This window comes from Sneathiella chinensis (assembly GCF_012720115.1).
GTDB lineage: Bacteria > Pseudomonadota > Alphaproteobacteria > Sneathiellales > Sneathiellaceae > Sneathiella > Sneathiella chinensis.
On the sequence record NZ_VNWN01000003.1, the window covers coordinates 22,741 to 42,986 of the forward strand.

The 20,246-nt window shown below is 57.7% G+C and carries 15 protein-coding genes; 11 read left to right on the forward strand and 4 right to left on the reverse strand.

Features of this window, described 5'->3' with window-relative positions; genetic code table 11:
• Positions 1-86 precede the first annotated feature (86 nt).
• A complete protein-coding gene (locus FQB27_RS06590; protein ID WP_169560119.1) occupies positions 87-989 on the forward strand; it encodes a methyltransferase domain-containing protein in 903 nt (300 codons plus the stop codon).
• 22 nt (positions 990-1,011) lie between these two features.
• On the opposite strand, the gene mutT is transcribed toward FQB27_RS06590, so the two are convergent.
• The 3 genes from mutT to ubiG all read right to left on the reverse strand — a co-directional run bounded on the left by mutT (position 1,012) and on the right by ubiG (position 3,531).
• On the reverse strand, positions 1,012-1,419 hold the full coding sequence (mutT, locus tag FQB27_RS06595; RefSeq protein ID WP_169560120.1) for an 8-oxo-dGTP diphosphatase MutT: 408 nt from the start codon (positions 1,417-1,419) through the stop codon (positions 1,012-1,014).
• Positions 1,420-1,425: 6 nt separating this feature from the next.
• On the reverse strand, positions 1,426-2,658 hold the full coding sequence (gene argJ / locus FQB27_RS06600; protein WP_169560121.1) for a bifunctional glutamate N-acetyltransferase/amino-acid acetyltransferase ArgJ: 1,233 nt from the start codon (positions 2,656-2,658) through the stop codon (positions 1,426-1,428).
• A 111-nt stretch (positions 2,659-2,769) separates the two neighbouring features.
• Positions 2,770-3,531 (reverse strand): bifunctional 2-polyprenyl-6-hydroxyphenol methylase/3-demethylubiquinol 3-O-methyltransferase UbiG, encoded by a 762-nt coding sequence (ubiG, locus tag FQB27_RS06605; protein ID WP_169560122.1) that lies wholly within the window; start codon positions 3,529-3,531, stop codon positions 2,770-2,772.
• A 170-nt stretch (positions 3,532-3,701) separates the two neighbouring features.
• Between ubiG and FQB27_RS06610 the strand changes: the two genes are divergently transcribed.
• The 10 genes from FQB27_RS06610 (at position 3,702) to clpB (ending at position 18,229) form a co-directional block, all read left to right on the forward strand.
• The gene (locus FQB27_RS06610; protein WP_169560123.1) at positions 3,702-4,922 is read left to right on the forward strand and encodes an aspartate kinase; all 1,221 of its coding nucleotides are present in this window, start codon (positions 3,702-3,704) and stop codon (positions 4,920-4,922) included.
• Positions 4,923-4,924: 2 nt separating this feature from the next.
• Entirely contained in the window at positions 4,925-5,968 is a 1,044-nt protein-coding gene (locus FQB27_RS06615) for an NAD(P)H-dependent flavin oxidoreductase (protein WP_206374409.1), read from the forward strand.
• Entirely contained in the window at positions 5,969-8,233 is a 2,265-nt protein-coding gene (ptsP, locus tag FQB27_RS06620) for a phosphoenolpyruvate--protein phosphotransferase (RefSeq protein ID WP_169560124.1), read from the forward strand.
• A 106-nt stretch (positions 8,234-8,339) separates the two neighbouring features.
• The gene (locus tag FQB27_RS06625) at positions 8,340-9,950 is read left to right on the forward strand and encodes a RodZ domain-containing protein (protein WP_169560125.1); all 1,611 of its coding nucleotides are present in this window, start codon (positions 8,340-8,342) and stop codon (positions 9,948-9,950) included.
• 124 nt (positions 9,951-10,074) lie between these two features.
• Positions 10,075-11,202 carry a flavodoxin-dependent (E)-4-hydroxy-3-methylbut-2-enyl-diphosphate synthase gene (ispG, locus tag FQB27_RS06630; RefSeq protein ID WP_169560126.1) on the forward strand — a complete coding sequence of 376 codons (1,128 nt, stop codon included), beginning with the start codon at positions 10,075-10,077 and terminating at the stop codon, positions 11,200-11,202.
• 37 nt (positions 11,203-11,239) lie between these two features.
• Positions 11,240-12,484 carry a histidine--tRNA ligase gene (hisS, locus tag FQB27_RS06635; protein WP_169560127.1) on the forward strand — a complete coding sequence of 415 codons (1,245 nt, stop codon included), beginning with the start codon at positions 11,240-11,242 and terminating at the stop codon, positions 12,482-12,484.
• Between the two features lie 9 nt (positions 12,485-12,493).
• Positions 12,494-13,582, forward strand: coding sequence for a peptide chain release factor 1 (gene prfA, locus FQB27_RS06640; protein ID WP_169560128.1), 1,089 nt, complete (start codon positions 12,494-12,496; stop codon positions 13,580-13,582).
• Positions 13,583-13,586: 4 nt separating this feature from the next.
• Positions 13,587-14,441, forward strand: a complete 855-nt coding sequence (gene prmC / locus FQB27_RS06645; protein WP_206374411.1) for a peptide chain release factor N(5)-glutamine methyltransferase — start codon at positions 13,587-13,589, stop codon at positions 14,439-14,441.
• Positions 14,442-14,673: 232 nt separating this feature from the next.
• A complete protein-coding gene (locus tag FQB27_RS06650) occupies positions 14,674-15,366 on the forward strand; it encodes a DUF4167 domain-containing protein (RefSeq protein WP_169560129.1) in 693 nt (230 codons plus the stop codon).
• Between the two features lie 274 nt (positions 15,367-15,640).
• Positions 15,641-18,229, forward strand: coding sequence for an ATP-dependent chaperone ClpB (gene clpB, locus FQB27_RS06655; RefSeq protein WP_169560130.1), 2,589 nt, complete (start codon positions 15,641-15,643; stop codon positions 18,227-18,229).
• 84 nt (positions 18,230-18,313) lie between these two features.
• Here the strand turns inward: clpB and FQB27_RS06660 are convergent, their stop codons facing one another.
• Entirely contained in the window at positions 18,314-19,633 is a 1,320-nt protein-coding gene (locus FQB27_RS06660) for a M23 family metallopeptidase (RefSeq protein ID WP_169560131.1), read from the reverse strand.
• Between the last annotated feature and the right edge of the window lie 613 nt (positions 19,634-20,246).

Genomic DNA, 20,246 nt, shown 5'->3' on the forward strand with positions numbered 1-20,246 from the left:
TAATTTACGGGAAAATCGCTCCCTATCCAATCATTCTGTGCGAAAGCGTGATTGAGTTGCCGGGGGGACCGTGCCATATACGGGGCATGACAAAGACACCCTTCAGCCCGGCGCAGGATAGCTATCTGTTTGACCGGAAAGTTGTCCGCAAACACCGGGAGCGTGCGGTCGGGATCGACTGGTCCCGTCACGGTTTTCTGTTTGCCGAAGTTGCCGACCGGATGGCGGATCGATTGCTGGATATCACGCGGACCTATGATCTGGCGCTGGACCTTGGTTGTCGCGGCGGCGCGTTTGCGGATGCCCTGCGGGCCCGTTCGCTGGCCAGTACCGTAATACAGGCCGATCTGGCCTTCGGTCATGTCGCCGAAACCGGCGGTGACCGGTCCGTTGTGGCGGACGAGGAATTCCTGCCATTTGCCCCGGCCAGTTTCGATCTGGTGGGCAGTGTCCTGAACCTGCATTGGACAAACGATCTTCCCGGTGCGCTGGTTCAGATTGCCCGTAGCTTGAAACCGGATGGGCTGTTTCTGGGCTCCCTGTTCGGGATTGAAAGCCTGCAAGAGCTGAAATGGTGCCTGACACAGGCCGAGTCAGAGGTTTCCGGCGGCGTTCATCCCCGCATCTCCCCCTTTACCGAGGTTCGGGATGCAGGCGGCCTGTTACAGCGTGCCGGGCTGGCCCTGCCGGTGACCGATGTGGATACGGTTACGCTGAAATATTCCGATCCCTTTGCCCTGATGCGGGAGCTGCGCGGCATGGGCGAGGGGAATGCCCTTGTCCAGCGTCAGAAAACCCTGACGGGGCGCCGGGTCCTGTTCCGGGCGGCAGAGTTGTATATGGAGAATTTTGCCGATGAGGACGGGCTGATCCCGGCTACCTTCCAGATCATTTACATGACGGGCTGGTCGCCCCACGCAAGCCAGCAGGAACCCGCCCGCCGGGGAAGTGGTCAGGCAAGCCTGACCGATATCCTGTCCAAGGACTGAAGCGCTTCTCTGGCGAAGAGTTCTAGAGGAGGTCGCGTAGCATGGCCACCAGCGGGATATCCGCCGGGGGCATGTCGTAGTCTTTCAGGCTGTTGGCGCGGACCCATTTCAGGGTCTGGCCTTCTGTTGGCCGGGGAAAGCCGGACCAGCGGCGGCAGACATAGAGCGGCATCAACAGATGGAACTTCTCATAGGTGTGGCTGGCGAAGGTGAAGGGGGCCAGGCAGGCCTCCGTCACATCAATGGCCAGTTCTTCTTTCAATTCCCGGATCAGGGCCAGTTCCGGGGTTTCCCCGTCCTCGACCTTGCCGCCCGGAAATTCCCAAAGGCCGGCCATGCTCTTGCCTTCCGGTCGCTGGGCGATGAGGACACGGTTGTCAGTGTCCACCAGCGCCACCGCCACGACCAGCACTGTCGGTTTGTGGGACATGGGGCCTCAGCTCCGGTAGTCGGCGTTGATTTCGATATATCCGTGGGTCAGGTCGCAGGTCCACGCCGTTGAGGTGCCGGTGCCGACGGCCACGTCCACATCAATGGTGATGTCCTGTCCCTTCATGTGGTCGGTAATCTGTTCTTCCTTGTAGCCCGCAAACGGGGCGCCTTTTTCGGCGATCAGAACGCCGCAGATTTCCAGCCGCAGGTTGTCGCGGTCTGCTTTCTCTCCGGACTTGCCCACGGCCATGACCACCCGTCCCCAGTTGGCGTCTTCGCCGGCGATGGCGGTCTTCACAAGGGGGGAGTTGGCAATGGCAAGGGCAATCACCTTGGCAGAGGTGTCGCTTTCCGCACCGGTCACATTGACCGTGATGAACTTGCTGGCGCCTTCACCATCCTTGGCAATCTGGATCGCCAGATCCTGCATGATCTCCAGCAGGGCGGCCCGGAACCCGTCAAGGGCCGGATCGGTGGCACTGGAAGGGGCTGTGTTGCCCGCAGTGTTGGTGGCGAACAGCAGGGCCGTGTCACTGGTCGAGGTGTCGCTGTCCACGGTCACACAGTTAAAGCTCTTCTCGTTTGTCTCTGCCAGAAGCTGTTGCAGGATGGCGGACGGGATGTTGGCATCCGTAAACAGGAAGGCAAGCATGGTGGCCATGTCGGGCGCAATCATGCCGGAGCCTTTGGCAAAACCGCTGAGGGTGACGGTCTGATCCCCGATCTTGCAGGTGGCTGTCGCCCCCTTGGCAAAGGTATCGGTTGTCAGGATCGCCTTGGCGGCGGCTTCCGCGTTGCCTTCATCAAGACCGTCCATCATGCCCGGCAGGGTGTTGGTGATATACTCGGTCGGGACCTTGTTCCCGATCACACCGGTTGAGGCCACATAGACCTCCTCGGGCAGGCCGCCGACCAGTTCGGCAGCGGTCCGGGCCGTCTGCAGGACGGTTTCGGTTCCCGCAGCGCCGGTAAAGACGTTGGCAATGCCGGAATTGACCACCAGTGCGCGCGCCGTGCCTTTGGAAAGGATTTTCCGGCCCCACACAACCGGTTCGCCCGGCATTGAGTTCTTGGTGAAGACACCTGCCACACTGGTTCCTTCGGGGAACACGGCCAGCAGCAGGTCGTCCCGCCCCTTATATCGCATTCCCGAGTTCGCCGTTGCAAAGCGAACGCCTGAAATGGCGGGCAGCGTTGGGAACTGTGCGGGGGCAAGCGGGGATACAGGGAGTGACATGATGACGTCTCGCTATAAAGGTTGATCCGATACCCAGATAGTTCATTTCCAGCTTTCTGGTCAAATCGGAATGTCCGGGGGGACTGAATGATTGATGCGTTTTTCCTGAAATCAGGCGGGGCGGGTTGATGTGACAATATAATTGATGGTCATATCCTTGCCGAGGCGCCAGCTATCGTCCAGCGGATTATAGACGGCCCCGGTCATGTCGGTGACAACCAGACCATTGCCGCGGACAAGCCTTGCAACCTCGGAGGGGCGCAGGAACTTTTTCCAGTTATGGGTGCCGCGCGGCAGCCAGCGCAGGACATATTCCGCCCCGACAATGGCAAAGGCGTAGCTTTTAAAGGTGCGATTCAGGGTGGCGATGAACATCAGCCCGCCCGGTTTCAGCATGCTGGCGCAGGCGGCTGCAAACCCTTCCACATCGGCCACATGCTCGATGACCTCCATGTTCAGGATCACGTCGAACTTTTCGCCAGCGGCAGCAAGGTCCTCTGCCGTGGTGTGTCGATAGTCGATGGACAGGCCGGATTTTTCCGCATGCAGGGACGCAATATTGATGTTGGTTTCCGATGCGTCTGCAGAAACAATCTCGGCGCCAAGCCGGGCCATGGGCTCCGACAACAGGCCACCGCCACAGCCAATATCCAGAAACCGCAGGCCCTTGAAGGGTTTCAACTGGCTTTCCGGGCTGTTTGTATCAATCTGGAAATGCTGGATCACCTGATCCCGGACATATCCGATTCGGATGGGATTGAAACGGTGCAGCGGCTTGAATTTTCCGGTTTCATCCCACCATTCGTCCGCCATTGCGGCAAAATTGGAAATCTCCTTCGGGTCCACCGAGCTCGAACTTGCAACATCAGTCATGGGATGCCTATTCAGAATTGCGTCGTCTATCACTAATATTTTCGTTTGGAATGCTTGCCGAACAAGCCCTCTTAAGTATATGTATACGCTCCTTCTAGTCCAAAGGGTACCCGTTCCGTCTAAAATTGTGGACCTTTGTTAAAGACGTTATGTGAGAGGTTGGTTCGGCCATGGCGCGGCTGGTTATGAAATTCGGTGGCACGTCTGTCGGATCCGTTGAACGGATCCAGAACGTTGCCAGAAAAGTGAAAAAAGAAGTTGATGCAGGTCATGAAGTGGCCGTTGTTGTTTCCGCCATGTCCGGGGAAACCAACCGCCTTGTCGACCTGACAACGAATGTTGCTGCCCTGCATGATGCCCGTGAATATGACGTGGTCGTTTCCAGCGGTGAGCAGGTGACGGTTGGTCTGTTGGCGCTGGCCTTGCAGGAACTGGGGGTCAATGCCCGCTCCTGGCTGGGTTGGCAGGTGCCGATCAAGACCAATGACACCCACAGCTCTGCCCGGATCGAGGAAATCGATTGCAGCGATATCATTCGTCGTTTCGGCGAAGGTCAGGTTGCTGTCTGTGCCGGGTTCCAGGGTGTGGGAAGCGATAACCGTATCACCACATTGGGGCGCGGCGGGTCCGACACGTCAGCCGTGGCGCTGGCCGCGGCCATGAACGCAGACCGGTGTGATATCTATACGGATGTGGACGGTATTTATACCGCTGATCCCCGGATCGCGACAAAAGCTGCAAAACTTGATAGAATTACATATGAGGAAATGTTGGAACTTGCGTCCCTCGGGGCCAAGGTCTTGCAGACACGCTCCGTTGAAATGGCGATGAAGCACCGCGTCAAGCTGCAGGTGCTCTCCAGTTTTGAGGATTTGCCGGGAACGTTGGTTGTTGATGAGGAAGACATCGTGGAACAGCAAGTAGTTAGTGGTGTGACCTATACACGTGATGAAGCAAAGGTCACGTTGCAGCAGGTCAGTGACAAACCGGGTGTTGCCGCACTGGTATTCGGTGCGTTGGCTGATGCCCATGTCAATGTGGACATGATCGTCCAGAACGTTTCTGAAGATGGCAAGGCCACGGACCTGACCTTTACGGTGGGCCGCAAGGATCTTGATCCGGCGCTGAAGGTTCTGGACAGCCTGAAAAACGATGTGAACTGCAAGGCGATCGTTCCTGATCCCAACGTGGTCAAGGTCTCGATCGTGGGCATGGGTATGCGCAGTCACGCTGGTGTCGCGCAGACAATGTTCTCCGCTCTGGCGGAAAAGGGGATCAACATTCAGGTCATCTCCACTTCTGAAATCAAGGTCAGTGTCCTGATTGCCGAAGAGTATACCGAACTGGCCGTCCGGACATTGCACACCGCCTTTAACCTGGACGCTGCCTGATTATGAGTGACGATCGTATGCAAGAGGGTGCCCGCGCCCTTCATGAGGCTTGGGCGCGTGGATGTGAATTCTTGGGAACCGAATACGCCATTCTTGGCGGGGCCATGTCCTGGGTTTCCGAGCGGAACCTCGTTGCGGCGATTTCAAACGCCGGCGGGTTCGGCGTCATTGCCTGCGGGGCGATGACACCGGACCTGTTGGATACTGAAATCAAGGCGACACGGGAACTGACATCCAAACCCTTTGGTGTGAACCTGATCACCATGCATCCGGATCTGGACAAGCTGGTTGATGTCTGCCTGGACAACAAGGTTGGCCATGTGGTGCTGGCCGGGGGTCTGCCCTCCAAGGAAACCATTCTCAAGATCAAGGAAGGTGGGGCGAAAACCGTGTGTTTTGCCCCCATTCTGGCACTGGCGAAAAAGCTGGTGCGGATCGGCGTCGATGCGCTGGTGATCGAGGGGATGGAAGCAGGCGGTCATATCGGGCCGGTTGCAACCAGTGTGCTGGCGCAGGAAATCCTGCCGCATATCACCGACGTTCCTGTCTTTGTCGCCGGGGGTATTGGCCGCGGCGAGGCGATCGTCAATTATCTGAATATGGGCGCCGCCGGGGTTCAGCTTGGAACCCGTTTCGTCTGTGCGACGGAATGTATCGCCCACCCGAACTTCAAGAAAGCCTTCATCCGGGCCAGTGCCCGTGATGCGGTCACCACCGTTCAGGTGGACCCGGCATTCCCGGTTATTCCAGTGCGGGCCCTCGACAATGCGGGGGGCCGGAAGTTTATCGAAACCCAGCATGAAGTGATTGCCCGTTACAAGTCGGGCGAGCTTGAACTGGAAGCTGCCCAGCTTGAAATCGAGCATTACTGGGCCGGGGCCCTGCGCCGTGCCGTTATGGATGGTGATGTGGAATTCGGCTCTGTCATGGCTGGACAAAGCGTCGGTATGGTCAAGAAAGAACAGTCCACGGAAGAGATCATACAGGAACTGGTCGAGCAGGCCAGTGAGGCTTTGACAGGCAGGGGCGGGAAGGCCGTTACCTAAATGAACAGCGCCGCGATCAGCAGTCCCAGGATTCTACTCCGTCACTTGCGTCAGGTGATGGCGGGGGCCGGGGAAGCTGAACACAGGCTTCAGAAAATTGTTGAACTGATCGCGGCCAACATGATTGCCGAGGTGTGTTCCTGTTACCTGATGCGGGCAGGCGACATGCTGGAGCTTTTTGCGACGGAAGGCTTGCGCCGGGACGCCATTCACAAGACCCGTTTGCGGCTTGGGGAAGGCCTTGTCGGTGACATCGCGGCCCATGCACGGCCGCTGAACCTGTCGGACGCACAGGCGCATCCCCAGTTTGCCTATCGCCCCGAAACGGGCGAGGAAATCTATCATTCCCTGCTTGGCACCCCCATCATGCGGGGCGGCCGGGTTATCGGGGTCCTTGTGGTCCAGAACCGGACCCGCCGACACTATTCCGAAGAAGAGGTGGAAGCCCTTCAGACGGTCGCCATGGTGGTTGCCGAACTGATCAGTTCGGAAGAGATGATCAGTTCAGAGGAACTGATGGACACGGCAGGGAACGCTACCTTGCCCCATCGTCTGGCCGGACGGGTTCTGGCAGAGGGGCTGGGGGCCGGGTATGCGGTTCTTCATGAACCTCGGATCGAGGTTATCAAGACCATCGCAGAAAATCCGGCTGAGGAACTGGGCCGTCTGGAGCGCGCCATCACCGCCCTGCAGGAAGCGGTGGAGGCCATGCTGACCTCCAACCATGCTGCGTTTACCGAGGAATCCCGCGAAATCTTTGAAGCCTACAAGATGTTTGCCCACGACAAGAGCTGGCTGAACAAATTGCGGGATGCGGTGGGCAGCGGTTTGACGGCGGAAGCCTCGATCAAGCGGGTGCAGGACGATACGCGCAACCGCATGAAGGCGGTAACCGATCCGTATATCCGGGAGCGGCTATCTGATCTGGATGATTTGGCCAATCGGTTGTTCCTGCATCTGGAAGGCAGCACCGGCATCGACCGGCGGCACCTGCCTCGGGAAACGGTTGTTGTCGCCCGGAACATGGGCGCGGCGGAACTGCTGGACTATGACCGGGTTCACCTGAAGGCAGTGATCCTGCAGGAGGGAACCCGCAGCAGCCATGTGGCCATTGTTGCGCGGGCGCTGGGCGTGCCGGTCATTGGTCAGTGCGCGGAAATTGTCGATCTTGTTGAGCAGGGTGATTATATCCTGGCCGACGGAGAGCATGGTCAGGCGTTCCTGCGGCCCGGTGATGATGTCAAACATATCTTCGCCAAAAGCGTTCGCCACCGGGCGGAACGGCAGGCGAAATACGCCGCCTTGCGCGAGGAGCCGGCGATTACACGGGACGGCCAGCGTGTCAGCCTGAACATGAATGCGGGCCTTCTGATTGATCTGGAGCATTTCGATCTGGCCGGAACGGAAGGCATAGGCCTGTTCCGCACGGAATTGCAGTTCATGGTGCGATCCCGCCTGCCAAAGGTGGAGGAGCAGACCGCCCTTTACAGCAAGGTTCTGGACCATGCGGGGGATCGCCCGGTTATCTTCCGGACACTGGATGTGGGCGGGGATAAAATGCTGCCCTATCTGCGCATGAAGGAAGAGGAAAATCCGGCACTTGGCTGGCGGGCGATCCGTATCGGACTGGATCGCCCGGCCTTGTTGAAGGCGCAGTTGCGGGCCATGGTGCGGGCCGCGGCGGGGCGCAACCTTTCCCTGATGTTCCCGATGGTCGCCGAGGTTTCGGAGTTTATCGAGGCAAAGGCTATTCTGAAAAAAGAACTGGTCCGATCCGAAGGGTATGAAGGCGGCGCGCCGAAAAATGTGCGGGTCGGTGCCATGATCGAGGTGCCGTCCATTGTCTGGCAATTACCCCATTTGCTGAAATATGTGGATTTTATCTCGGTTGGGACCAACGATTTGCAGCAGTATTTCTATGCGGTGGACCGCGGAAATTCCATGGTTGCGGACCGGTATGACATGTTGAGTTCCGGTTTCCTGTCCATGTTGCGCTTTATCGTCAGGGAAAGTACCCGGGCGGATGTCCCTGTTTCCATTTGCGGGGATGTGGCGGGTAAACCCTTGGAAGCGATGGCCCTGCTGGGCTTGGGGTACCGAAATCTTTCCATGTCTTTTGAGGCGATCGGCCCGGTCAAGGAAATGGTCCGCAGTGTGGATACCAGCCGCATTGAAAGCTTTATAGAGGCACTTTGCGAGGCGCGCGAACATTCTGTCCGCCAGCAAATGCGGGCCTTTGCGAGAGATCACTCTATCATAATTTAAATCGTTGAAACTCCAATGGTTTTCCTGATACCCTGCTGCCCGATTGCATGGACCATGCCGGCAAGGCATGGGGGCAATGGCATAATCAGATTTGGTGGTATGTTGTATGGCAAATAGAAGTGACCTGCCATTTGAAGGCGAAGACGGGAAACAGGAAATGCGCTCCCCGATGACACCGGACAACCGGACCCGGCATGAGCCCGGAGCTGGAGAAAACGCCGAGACTGCAGAGACCGAAACCCGCACGGTTGGGGAGCATCTTCGTCACCAGCGGGAACAGAAGGGGCTCAGCCTGCATGAGGTTGCCGATATGCTGCGTCTTCGGGCGCGGCAGGTTCAGGCTCTTGAGGATGGGGATTACGATGCCCTGCCGGGCCGGACTTTCGTTACCGGTTTTCTGCGCTCCTATGCCAATCTTCTGGGGTTGGATGCGGTCTCCATCGTTGCCTTGTACAAGCAGGAAACAGATGGGCTCTCCGATGCCCCGGATTTGACATTCCCGGAACCCGCCTCGGAAGGGCGGATCCCCGGTGTGGGCATGATCACCGTTGCCATTCTGCTGGCCGGGGTGGCATTCGGCGGATGGTACCTGTACCAGAGCGAGTTTAAATTCCAGCAGGATATGGTGCCGGAACTGCCGGAACGACTGGCCGCCAATCTGCCAGAAGCATTGACATCGGGCACGGCGGGGGCCGTTGCTACCAAGGAAAGCGGAGGCCCGGAAGGCGGCGACCTTGCCGCATCTTCCGCCGAGGTAGCCTCTGATCCGGTCGCTGACGCGCCAGCCACAGGCACCGCCGCACCAGAACAGACCACCGACACCGACACCGCTGCGGGGAATGTCCCTGCCGCTGTTGCCACGGACACGGCTTCCGGCACGGTTGCTGAGGTATCCTCTGAAGGGGAGGCCCCTGAAACCGGGCGTGAAGCGTCGCCAGAACCTGCGCCTGAGAGCGCAACGCTGACCGCCGCCTCCGAGGGTGTCTCCGAGGGTGCATCACAGACCGATCCGGCGGAACAGACCGGGACACAGGCGGAAGTCTCCTCCCCGTCCGCCGTGGAACCAACAGCAGCGCAGTCCAGTGGCCAAGAGGCTGCGGCCCCTGCTGTTTCGGAAGCCCCGGAAAAGGTTGAGCCTGCCGTAGAAGAAACAGCAACAGAAACAGCTACAGAAACAGCTACAGAAACAGCTACAGATACGGCCACAGAGACATCCGCAGCGGAAACAACCACGGCTGCCGTCTCTGCCACAGCGCAGGGTGAGGCACCAGTGGTCGCACCGGCGGATGTACCGACAGAGGCGCCAGCGGAAACCAAGGTCGATGGCGCAGCGGATAGCCGTGAAGGATACCCGCAAGCGATGCTGAATCAAGCCGAGGCCGATAAACTGCCGGCGGAGACGACCGCAAGAGGGCGGGTGAACACCCTTGGGGTTGAAAACACGGATGCCCGGATTGTTGTGGTGACCCGTCAGGAAACATGGATTGAAATCCGTTCTGCGGACAATGCGGTTGTGCTGGATGATATTCTGGAAGCCGGCGAGCGGTATATGGTGCCGAACCGGGCCGGGCTTGTTCTCAGCACGGCCAACGCAGGCGGCATTGACCTGACCGTTGATGGCAAGATGCTGTCCTCTCTTGGGGGAAGCGGGACCATTGTCAGAAGACTAGCGCTGGAACCGGACGCCTTGAGCCGGGAATTCGGCGCCAGAGAATAGCGTTTCTTTGGAATGCCGACAGAAAGCGGGATTCTATTACTTGAAATTTTTCTTCGATACCGCCATTTTATGCGGGTTTTTTGAATGCGGCCGCATGCCGCCCTTATACTGAAGCTTCAATCCCATGAGTGTCAGACCCTATCGCGATATCATTCGCCGGAAATCACGCCAGATCAGCGTTGGAAACGTCTTGGTGGGGGGCGATGCCCCGATCACTGTTCAGACCATGACAAACACCCTGACCTCTGATCCGGTTGCCACCATCAAACAGATCCACGCGATCGAGGAGGCCGGGGCCGATATGGTCCGTGTTTCCTGTCCCGATGAGGCCAGCACAAAGGCCCTGAAGGAAATCGTTCGCGAGACCACGATCCCGATCATCGCCGATATCCATTTCCATTATCGCCGGGGGATCGAGGCCGCAGAGGCCGGGGCATCCTGTCTCAGAATCAATCCCGGGAATATCGGGTCTGCCGATCGGGTGCGCGAAGTGGTGCGGGCCGCAGTGGACAATAACTGCTCCATGCGGATTGGCGTGAATGCGGGAAGCCTTGAAAAGGAACTTCTGGACAAATACGGCGAACCCTGCCCGGAAGCCATGGTGGAATCCGGCCTGAACCACGCCCGAATTCTGGAAGATAACGATTTCACCAATTTCAAGATCAGCGTGAAAGCGTCCGATGTGTTTCTGTCCGTTGCCGCCTATCAGGGGCTGGCCGAGGCTTGCGATTATCCTCTTCACCTTGGGATCACTGAGGCGGGCGGACTGACCTCGGGGACGGTTAAATCCTCCATCGGTCTTGGCATGCTGCTGTGGTCCGGTATTGGCGATACACTGCGTGTGTCCCTGTCCGCAGACCCGGTCGAGGAAGTGAAGGTCGGGTATGAAATCCTGAAAGGTCTGGGGCTGCGGCGGCGCGGTGTGACAATCATTTCCTGCCCGTCCTGTGCGCGTCAGGCCTTCCCGGTGATCCGTACCGTGGAAAAACTGGAAGAACGACTGGAGCATATCTCCACCCCCATGACCCTGTCGATTATTGGCTGTGTGGTCAATGGCCCCGGCGAGGCCCGGGAGACCGATATTGGCCTGACAGGCGGCGGCAAGGGTAATCACATGGTGTATCTGAGCGGCGTCACAGACCACAAGATTGATACGGACGGCATGGTTGACCATATCGTCGAGCTGGTGGAAAAGAAGGCCGAGGAACTGGAAGCCGCTGAGAAAAGCGAGCTTCTTGAAGCATCCTCCTGAAACTGAAGAACAGAACGAAAAGAGCGGAGTAAAGAACGTGTCACTGCCACAACCCGTACGCGGTACCCATGACCTGTTACCTGAAGATTTCAGGCGCCATGCCCATGTGCGGAACACGGCGCGGGATATCGCAGCGCGTTTCGGCTATGCGGAAATGGCGACACCGATCTTTGAATTTACCGAAGTCTTTGCCCGGACCATGGGCGAAACCTCGGACGTGGTTTCCAAGGAAATGTATTCCTTTGAAGGCCGCAGCGGCGAGAGCATGACCCTCCGTCCGGAATATACGGCCGGGATTTGTCGCTCGTTCATCAGCAATGGCCTGCAGCAGAATGTGCCGTTCAAGGTGTTCGCCAACGGCCCCATGTTCCGCTATGAACGCCCGCAGAAGGGACGTCAGCGCCAGTTCCACCAGATCGATATCGAATGCATTGGCGCCGCCGAGGCGAAGGCCGATGTGGAGGTCATTGCCCTTGGCGCAGCCATCCTGAAGGAACTGGGCGTGCTGGACAGTTGCAGCCTGCAACTGAACACCCTTGGTGACCGTGAAAGCCGTCAGGCTTACCGGGATGCGTTGGTCGAGTATTTCAGCGATTTCAAGGACAAGCTGTCCGAAGACAGTCTGGCCCGCTTGCACCGCAATCCGTTGCGGATTCTGGACAGCAAGGACAAGGGCGATCAGGCGCTTGTTGCAAACGCCCCGATCTTTACCGATTACCTGAACGACTATTCCACGGAATTCTTCGCCGAGGTTCTGGAAGGCCTTGATATGCTGGGCATCGGGTATGAACTGAACCGCCGCCTTGTGCGCGGACTGGACTACTACACCCACACCGCGTTCGAATTTGTGACCACCGAACTGGGGTCGCAAGGGGCGGTGATTGCTGGTGGGCGGTATGATGGCCTGATCGAGGCGCTGGGCGGGAAGCCGACGCCGGGTATTGGCTGGGCCGGTGGTATCGAGCGACTGGCTTTGCTGGCCCGGGATATTCCCGAAGGGCCCCGCCCCGTCGCCATTGTTCCTGTGGGGGCGGAAGCCGAGGCGGTGGCCTTGAAGCTGGCCCACGAACTGCGCCTTGAAGGGATCAGTGTTGAGATGGCGTTCAAGGGCAATGTGGGCAAGCGGATGAAGCGGGCCAACAAGCTGAACGCCCGTGCGGCCATCCTGATTGGTGAAGACGAACTGGTTCGGAATGCCTGTACGTTCCGGGATCTTGATCAGGGTACGCAGGAGGAAGTTCCCCTTTCCAGCCTGCGTGCAGCACTCTCAAACCTGGGGTAAGGATAGAGGATGCTGCCACAAGATAAACTCAAGATGATCCAGTCCCGCTATGAGGAGCTTGAAGCTGCCATGGCGGGGGAAATGGGCGATGTCGCCGCTGACGATTTCGTCAAGATGAGCCGGGAATATTCCGATCTGAAACCGGTTGTGGAAACCATTCAGAAATTCCGGGCGGCCGAATCCGAAATCACCGACCTGCAGGAGATGCTGGAGGCCGACGATACAGACGCGGAAATGCGCGAAATGGCGGAACTGGAACTTGAGGAGTTGCAGGCGTCCCTGCCGACGCTGGAACATGAAATCAAGATCCAGCTTCTGCCCAAGGATGATGCGGACGAAAAGAACGCCATTCTGGAATTGCGGGCCGGTACAGGCGGCGAGGAAGCGGCCCTGTTCGCCGGTGACCTGATGCGCATGTATCAACGCTATGCGGAAACCATGGGCTGGCGGTGCGAAACCATGTCCTATTCCGAATCCGATATGGGCGGCTGCAAGGAAGCGGTGGTCAAGGTTACGGGTCGGAATGTGTTCGCCAAACTGAAATTCGAGGCCGGGGTACACCGGGTGCAGCGGGTACCGGAAACGGAAACCGGTGGCCGTATTCATACATCAGCCGCGACCGTTGCGGTTCTGCCGGAAGCCGAAGAAGTGGACGTCAAGATCGATGACAAGGACGTTCGCGTGGACATCTTCCGGGCCTCCGGTCCCGGCGGGCAGTCCGTGAACACGACAGACTCTGCGGTGCGCCTGACCCATATTCCGACCGGTATCGTGGTTCAGCAGCAGGACGAAAAATCCCAGCACAAGAACAAGGCCAAGGCCATGTCGGTCCTGCGCTCCCGTATCTATGAAGCGGAACGGGCGGCCAAGGCGGCGGCCCGCTCGGCGGATCGTAAAGGTCAGGTTGGCTCCGGCGATCGGTCAGAGCGGATCAGAACCTACAACTTCCCGCAAGGGCGCGTCACGGATCATCGCATCAACCTGACACTGTACAAGCTGGACAAGGTTATGGCGGGCGAGGCGCTGGGCGAGGTTATTGATGCCCTGATTGCCGAGGAACAGGCCGCCATGCTGGCCGAGGTGGAAGGCAGCGTTTGATCGCATGAGCCTGACCCTGCAGCAAGCCCTGATGGAGGGAACGAGCCGTCTGCGCGAGGCGGGCATTGAAACGGCCCGGTTGGATGCCGGTATCCTGTTGGTGCATGTGCTGGGGCAGGACCGCGAAATCCTGTACAGGGCGCCGGAACAAGAGCTTTCGAGTGAAGAGCTTGACCGGTTCCGTCAATTGATTGACCGCCGGGTGGATCGCGAGCCGGTTTCCCATCTGATCGGACGCCGGGAATTCTGGAGCCGGGAATTTCATGTGGACAGCCGGGTTCTGGACCCTCGGCCGGATAGTGAAACACTGATTGCTGCCGCGCTGGAATTCGCGGCGGGACAGGGGCCGGTTGAGAAAATTCTGGATCTTGGTACCGGCAGTGGCTGCCTGCTTTTGACGCTGCTGGCGGAACTGCCGGGCACCACTGGCACCGGTGTTGATATCAGCGCCGAGGCGTTGGAGGTCACCCGCAAGAATGTGGCTCTTCTCGGGCTTGAAGCGCGCACCACCTTGTTGCAGGGCCGCTGGTTCGAGCCCGTGACAGGGCAGTTTGATCTGGTCATCAGCAATCCGCCCTATATTGAAACGGACGACATCGCCCGGTTGCAGGAAGAGGTGCGCCGGTTTGAGCCTTTGGGAGCGCTGGATGGCGGGCCGGATGGTCTGGATTGCTACCGCAAGATCATCGGGCAGTTGAAATCATATCTGGCCGATCGGGGGATGGTGATTTTCGAGGTTGGCGCCGGACAGGCCGATGACGTCGGGGAACTGTTGTCTTCTGCCGGTTTTACCACAATCCGGGTTCACGATGATCTTTCCGGTATCGGGCGGTGTGTGAGCGCCGTTTGCAAAAAGTGATTTTTTGAAAAAAACAGTTGGAAATTCCGTAAAGCGGGGTTAGGGTCGTTAACAGATTGAGCGTTAAGCGCACCGACCCTAGAGCGGTCAGAGATCTTTTTTAACTGAAAACCAGACCTCACTTCCTCAGATGGATCAACATCTGTGTGTCATATTGGGTACTTCTCAATCAACATAAAAGAAGCGGTCCGGTCGACCTATTAAAAACAATACAGATGGATTCGATGGAATAATGCGAGTTAGCGGCAACAGGCGGACCCGTGGGGGTCGATCCAGTTCCGGGAATGGCCGATCCGGGTCTTCCGGTGGTCGGAGCGGATCAGGCGGAAACCGGCGTACGAATAACGGGAACCGCAGTTACGACAGTAATGGTCCCGATGGGAAAATCCGGGGAACTGCCACGCAGGTCTACGACAAATATGTCGCCCTTGGCCGGGACGCGCAAACGTCCGGTGATCGTGTCGCTGCGGAAAACTACTATCAGCATGCCGAGCATTATTTCCGGATCATGCTGGCCAACAATCTGGTAAAGCCGGAGCGGCAACCCTCTGAACCATCGGGCGCCTCTCAGACAGATGACAGCCCCGCACAGGAAGATCATTCCTCCTCTGCAAGTGATCAGACGCAGGATCATTCCGACGAGGATACCAGCGATCGGAACGATGACGCTGATGACGATCAGGACACAGATACATCCACCGAGGATGAGGTTCAGGTTCAGCCGGTTCTGGATTTGTCCAGCGAACAGCCCGACCCGACCCATGACGACGGCGATGAAGACGGTTCCGAAAACAGCGATCTGGATGCGGCAGACGATGATACACCGCCGAAAACCAAGCGTCGTGTCAGCCGGACGCGCACCCTGCGCCGCCGCACCAGCAAGCGAAACGCCGGTGCCGAAGATGCGGACACACCCGCCGAGTAAGTTTTCTGAACGCGGATTGTGATCCTTACCAAAACAAAAAAAGCCTGACCGTTTTCTGCGTGTCAGGCTTTTTTTGTGTCTGCAGGAAACCATGCTCCGGGGGCGGCGGGAAAGGAACACTGGACGAGGGGCGGTTTGATCTTGCAAAATGAAAAGAGGACCCCAAATCTAGAACAAGGAAGCCGCTGGTCGGGTCCTGGGTGCCGATTGCCTCTTTTGGGATCGGGATGCGGATTGCGCAATGGAAACAGCGGTCTATGTGTCGAGGACGAGCATGGATTTTGAAAAATATACAGATCGGTCACGTGGCTTTATTCAGGCTGCACAGACAATTGCCCTTCGGGAAAATCACCAACAACTGACACCGGAACATGTGCTGAAAGCCCTGCTGGATGACAAGGAAGGTCTGGCCGCGGGTTTGATTGCCAAGGCGGGCGGGGACCCGGACGGTATCCTGCAGGCTGTGGATGTGGCGCTGGGTAAATTGCCCAAGGTCACGGGAAGCGGGGCGGGACAGCTCAGCATTACACCTGCGCTGGCGCGTCTTTTTCAGGCCGCCGAAAAAGTCTCGGAGAAAGCCGGGGACAGCTATGTCACGGCGGAACGCCTTCTTCTTGCGCTTGTTCTGGAAACCGGAACCGATGCCCATACGGCCTTGGCCAATGGTGGCATCACGGCCAACAACCTGAATGCGGCGATCAACGACCTTCGCAAGGGGCGGACCGCCGACAGTCCCGGCGCGGAAGGGGGCTATGATGCTCTCAAGAAATATGCGCGGGACCTGACCGAGGAAGCCCAGAAGGGGAAACTTGACCCGGTGATCGGCCGCGACGAGGAAATTCGCCGGACGGTACAGGTCTTGTCACGCCGCACCAAGAACAACCCGGTCCTGATCGGGGAGCCCGGGGTGGGTAAAACCGCCATCGTGGAAGGGCTGGCTCTGCGGATCGTCAACGGGGATGTGCCGGAAAGCCTGAAAGACAAGAAACTGATGTCTCTGGATCTGGGGCAGTTGATTGCCGGTGCAAAATTCCGGGGTGAATTTGAGGAACGGCTGAAATCGGTCCTGTCCGAGGTTACCGCCCTTGAAGGGCAGGTTATCCTGTTCATTGACGAATTGCATACGCTGGTTGGGGCCGGGGCCGCAGAAGGTTCCATGGATGCCTCCAACCTGTTGAAACCTGCCTTGGCGCGGGGCGAACTGCATTGCGTCGGCGCCACAACGCTGGATGAGTATCGCAAATATATCGAGAAGGATGCGGCGCTTGCCCGGCGCTTCCAGTCTGTCTTTGTATCCGAGCCAACGGTTGAGGATACCATCTCCATTCTTCGCGGCCTGAAAGAGAAATACGAGCTTCACCATGGTGTGCAGATTTCCGACGGTGCCCTTGTGGCTGCGGCGACCCTCTCCAACCGCTATATCACGGATCGGTTCCTGCCGGACAAGGCCATTGACCTTGTGGACGAGGCCGCCAGCCGTAGGCGTATGGAGGTCGACAGCAAGCCCGAGGAAGTGGATGAGCTGGACCGGAAAATCCTTCAGATGAAGATCGAGGCCTCCGCCCTTGAAAAGGAAAAGGACAAGGCATCGCAGGATCGGCTTGAAAAACTGAAAGCCGAGCTGATCAGTCTTGAGAAGAAATCTGCCGACCTGACCGAGCTTTGGCGGCAGGAGAAGGAAAAACTCCATTCCGCCCAGCAGATCAAGGAGAAGCTGGAGCAGGCCCGGAATGAACTGGCGAACTGCCAGCGCAAAGGGGATCTTCAAAGAGCCGGGGAATTGGCCTATGGCCTGATCCCGGGTCTTGAAAAGCAATTGTCCGAAGCCGAGGAAACCGAGAATTCCTCTCTGGTGAAGGAAAGCGTCAAGGAAGACGACATTGCCGGCGTTGTCTCTCGTTGGACCGGTATTCCGGTCGACAAGATGCTGTCCGGGGAGCGTGAAAAGCTGCTCAACATGGAAAGCCAGTTGAGAGGACGGGTTATTGGTCAGGAAGAGGCCTTGAAAGCCGTTTCCAATGCGGTGCGCCGTGCCCGTGCGGGGCTGCAGGACCAGAACCGGCCCATTGGTTCGTTCCTGTTTCTGGGGCCGACCGGTGTTGGTAAGACGGAACTGACCAAGGCGCTGGCGGAATTCCTGTTCGATGACGAGCATGCCCTGCTGCGGATTGACATGTCCGAGTATATGGAGAAACACAGTGTCGCCCGCCTGATCGGTGCCCCTCCGGGTTATGTGGGGTATGATCAGGGCGGCGTTGTCACCGAGGCGGTCCGGCGGCGGCCCTATCAGGTCATCCTGTTCGATGAGGTGGAAAAGGCCCACCCGGATGTCTTTAACGTGTTGCTGCAGGTGCTGGATGATGGGCGCCTGACCGATGGTCAGGGCCGGACCGTAGATTTCAAGAATACGGTGATCATTCTGACTTCCAACCTTGGTAGTGAATTCCTGGGCGGCGACAATGATGCGGATGACCCGCTGGTTCAGGCCAAGGTGATGGAGGTGGTTCGGTCTGCCTTCCGACCTGAATTCCTGAACCGGTTGGATGAGCAGATTATTTTCCATCGCCTGAAGCGCGAAGATATGGATGGGATCGTCCAGATCCAGCTTGGCAATCTGGTCAAGCTGCTGGAAGACCGACAGATTACCCTTGAGCTGGACAAGTCTGCCAGTGACTGGCTGGCAGAGCGGGGCTTTGATCCGGTTTACGGGGCACGGCCCCTGAAGCGGGTGATCCAGAAGTATCTGCAAAACCCCCTTGCCAATCTGGTCTTGGAAGGCCGGGTGGGGGACGGGGATACCGTCACCATTACAGGCGGGGAAGATGGTTTGCTGATCAATGGTCAGCAGGCCGAAGCCGCCTGATCCTCCGGGACGTCATGCTATAAACAGGAAAGGCGGCCACTGGCCGCCTTTCTTTTTGCTTGTATCGGGTCTGTGCCTGACGGATCAGTCCAGTCCGGCAATCCGTGTTTCCAGCGGCAGGCTGGCCACGGCCTGATCGACGGTGCCAATATGGTCGCGGAAGGCGGCCAGCATTTTTCCGCCCAGCTTGCGACCTGCCGGCAGTTTGACAGACAGCGGGTTGATCTGGCGGCCGTTCTTGTGCACTTCATAATGCAGATGGGGGCCGGTTGACCGACCGGTAGAACCCACATAGCCAATGATTTGTCCCTGCTTCACGCGGGAGCCGTTGCGAATGCCCTTGGCAAAGCCCTTCATATGGGCATAGGCCGTCTTGTATTCGGATGTGTGGCGAATGCGAACATAGTTGCCATAGCCGCCATTCCGTCCAGCCATTTCAATCACGCCATTACCGGCAGCCATGATCGGCGTTCCGGGAGGGGCTCCGAAATCGGCACCCTTGTGCATCTTGGTGTAACCAAGGATGGGGTGTTTGCGTTTGCCAAACCGGGATGTCAGTCGCGCCCCGTCAATGGGGGTCCGCATCAGGGTCTTGCGAACGCTGTGACCCTTTTCGTTGTAATAGTCGGTAAATCCGTCATCGGATGTCTTGAACTGGTAAAGGGCGATCTTCTCGCCGCTCAGGGTCATGGACGCCCACTGGATCTCGCCTTCCTTCAGCGGACGGCCAGCATCATCGACAAAGCGTTCGAAATAAACCTCGAAGCTGTCGCCCGCCTGAATTTCACGCTGGAAGTCCACGTCGTAACTGAAGATACGGATCAGGTCCAGAATGGTCTTGGTGGGAACGCCGGCATTGCGGGCGGACAGGAACAGCGAGTTTTCGATGCTGCCGCCGGCGCGCGTCATGATCTTCTCAAGATCAATCTTGGTTTCCTTGGCCTCGAAGCTGTCATCCGGTGTGCGGTAGGCGCCGACCTGAAGATCCACATCCTGACTGAGTGAAACACTGACCAGTTGGCCAATGGTGCCTTCGCTCGCAGTATCAATCCCGTTTTCGTTCTTGAAGGACAGGGTGATGTCCTGCCCGACCTTCAGACGCCGGGGGTCAAAAACCTCGGACAGGGCGGTAATGGCTTCATGGCTTTCCTGCTGCGAGGCGCCCGCCTTGGTCAGGACCTTGATCAGGGTGTCCCCTTTGTCGACAGACACAGTCTTTTCCAACTCGATCGGCTCAGCCGGTGTCGTGTTGGTAAAGGGTGTGTTGTTCTGGTCAAGGGTTGCCTTCGGATCGGCCATGGCGAGAACCATATCCGTTGATCCGTTCGCCACTGTGCCGTTTGTATCGGCTGTATTGACATAGTCGGTATTGGCCGGGCTGGAATGAGCCGAACCATCATCCATAAGCAGATTGACTGCAAGTCCGCCGAGGAGGGCTCCGCTTACGATTGCAATAGACGGGATAAATATGGATTTTCCCCTCTTTTTGTTAAGTCCTGGAATCTTTGGTTTTTTATTCACGGATTAAACCACCGAACACCTGGCCGGAAAAATGGCCTGTTAACTATATAAATACTGGCCCGAACAATGAGCTTAGAGGCCACTTTTGTCAAGTTTTCCTCTATATTCTGTTAATGTGCCATAAATATGGTGGCCTGTGTCACGATCAAGGTTTTCCGGCTCCCCGGATGGGGCTGCCCCACTTTATTATAAAGGGGCTGTGAAGGTGCCGGTTTTTCGCCCCCCTTTTTTAGCGCCTCAATTGCCCTCGATTCACTCGATTTGGGGGAGGGGAGAGGGAGCATGGTCCTTTTTCCCCTGTTTCCCGGGTATGATTCAGTGCCCTAGCTGGAAAGTTGAATGGGATTTCTGGGTATTTTCTCTTTTGGATCATTCAGGGCGGGGTTTTATTCCGATGCAAAAGAGCAGTATTCAGCCCCTTTGAGAGGCTTTTTCAAAAAATTGTAAGAATTTCCAAAAAAGGGTTTGACGGTTTGGGGGGGAGGGCCTATAAACC

What these genes read in the sequence shown, in the direction of transcription:
- FQB27_RS06590 (WP_169560119.1), top strand. Translation starts at nt 87, where the DNA reads ATGACAAAGACACCCTTCAGCCCGGCGCAGGATAGCTATCTGTTTGAC.
- mutT (WP_169560120.1), bottom strand. Translation starts at nt 1,419, where the DNA reads ATGTCCCACAAACCGACAGTGCTGGTCGTGGCGGTGGCGCTGGTGGAC.
- argJ (WP_169560121.1), bottom strand. Translation starts at nt 2,658, where the DNA reads ATGTCACTCCCTGTATCCCCGCTTGCCCCCGCACAGTTCCCAACGCTG.
- ubiG (WP_169560122.1), bottom strand. Translation starts at nt 3,531, where the DNA reads ATGACTGATGTTGCAAGTTCGAGCTCGGTGGACCCGAAGGAGATTTCC.
- FQB27_RS06610 (WP_169560123.1), top strand. Translation starts at nt 3,702, where the DNA reads ATGGCGCGGCTGGTTATGAAATTCGGTGGCACGTCTGTCGGATCCGTT.
- FQB27_RS06615 (WP_206374409.1), top strand. Translation starts at nt 4,925, where the DNA reads ATGAGTGACGATCGTATGCAAGAGGGTGCCCGCGCCCTTCATGAGGCT.
- ptsP (WP_169560124.1), top strand. Translation starts at nt 5,969, where the DNA reads ATGAACAGCGCCGCGATCAGCAGTCCCAGGATTCTACTCCGTCACTTG.
- FQB27_RS06625 (WP_169560125.1), top strand. Translation starts at nt 8,340, where the DNA reads ATGGCAAATAGAAGTGACCTGCCATTTGAAGGCGAAGACGGGAAACAG.
- ispG (WP_169560126.1), top strand. Translation starts at nt 10,075, where the DNA reads ATGAGTGTCAGACCCTATCGCGATATCATTCGCCGGAAATCACGCCAG.
- prfA (WP_169560128.1), top strand. Translation starts at nt 12,494, where the DNA reads ATGCTGCCACAAGATAAACTCAAGATGATCCAGTCCCGCTATGAGGAG.
- prmC (WP_206374411.1), top strand. Translation starts at nt 13,587, where the DNA reads ATGAGCCTGACCCTGCAGCAAGCCCTGATGGAGGGAACGAGCCGTCTG.
- FQB27_RS06650 (WP_169560129.1), top strand. Translation starts at nt 14,674, where the DNA reads ATGCGAGTTAGCGGCAACAGGCGGACCCGTGGGGGTCGATCCAGTTCC.
- clpB (WP_169560130.1), top strand. Translation starts at nt 15,641, where the DNA reads ATGGATTTTGAAAAATATACAGATCGGTCACGTGGCTTTATTCAGGCT.
- FQB27_RS06660 (WP_169560131.1), bottom strand. Translation starts at nt 19,633, where the DNA reads ATGGATGATGGTTCGGCTCATTCCAGCCCGGCCAATACCGACTATGTC.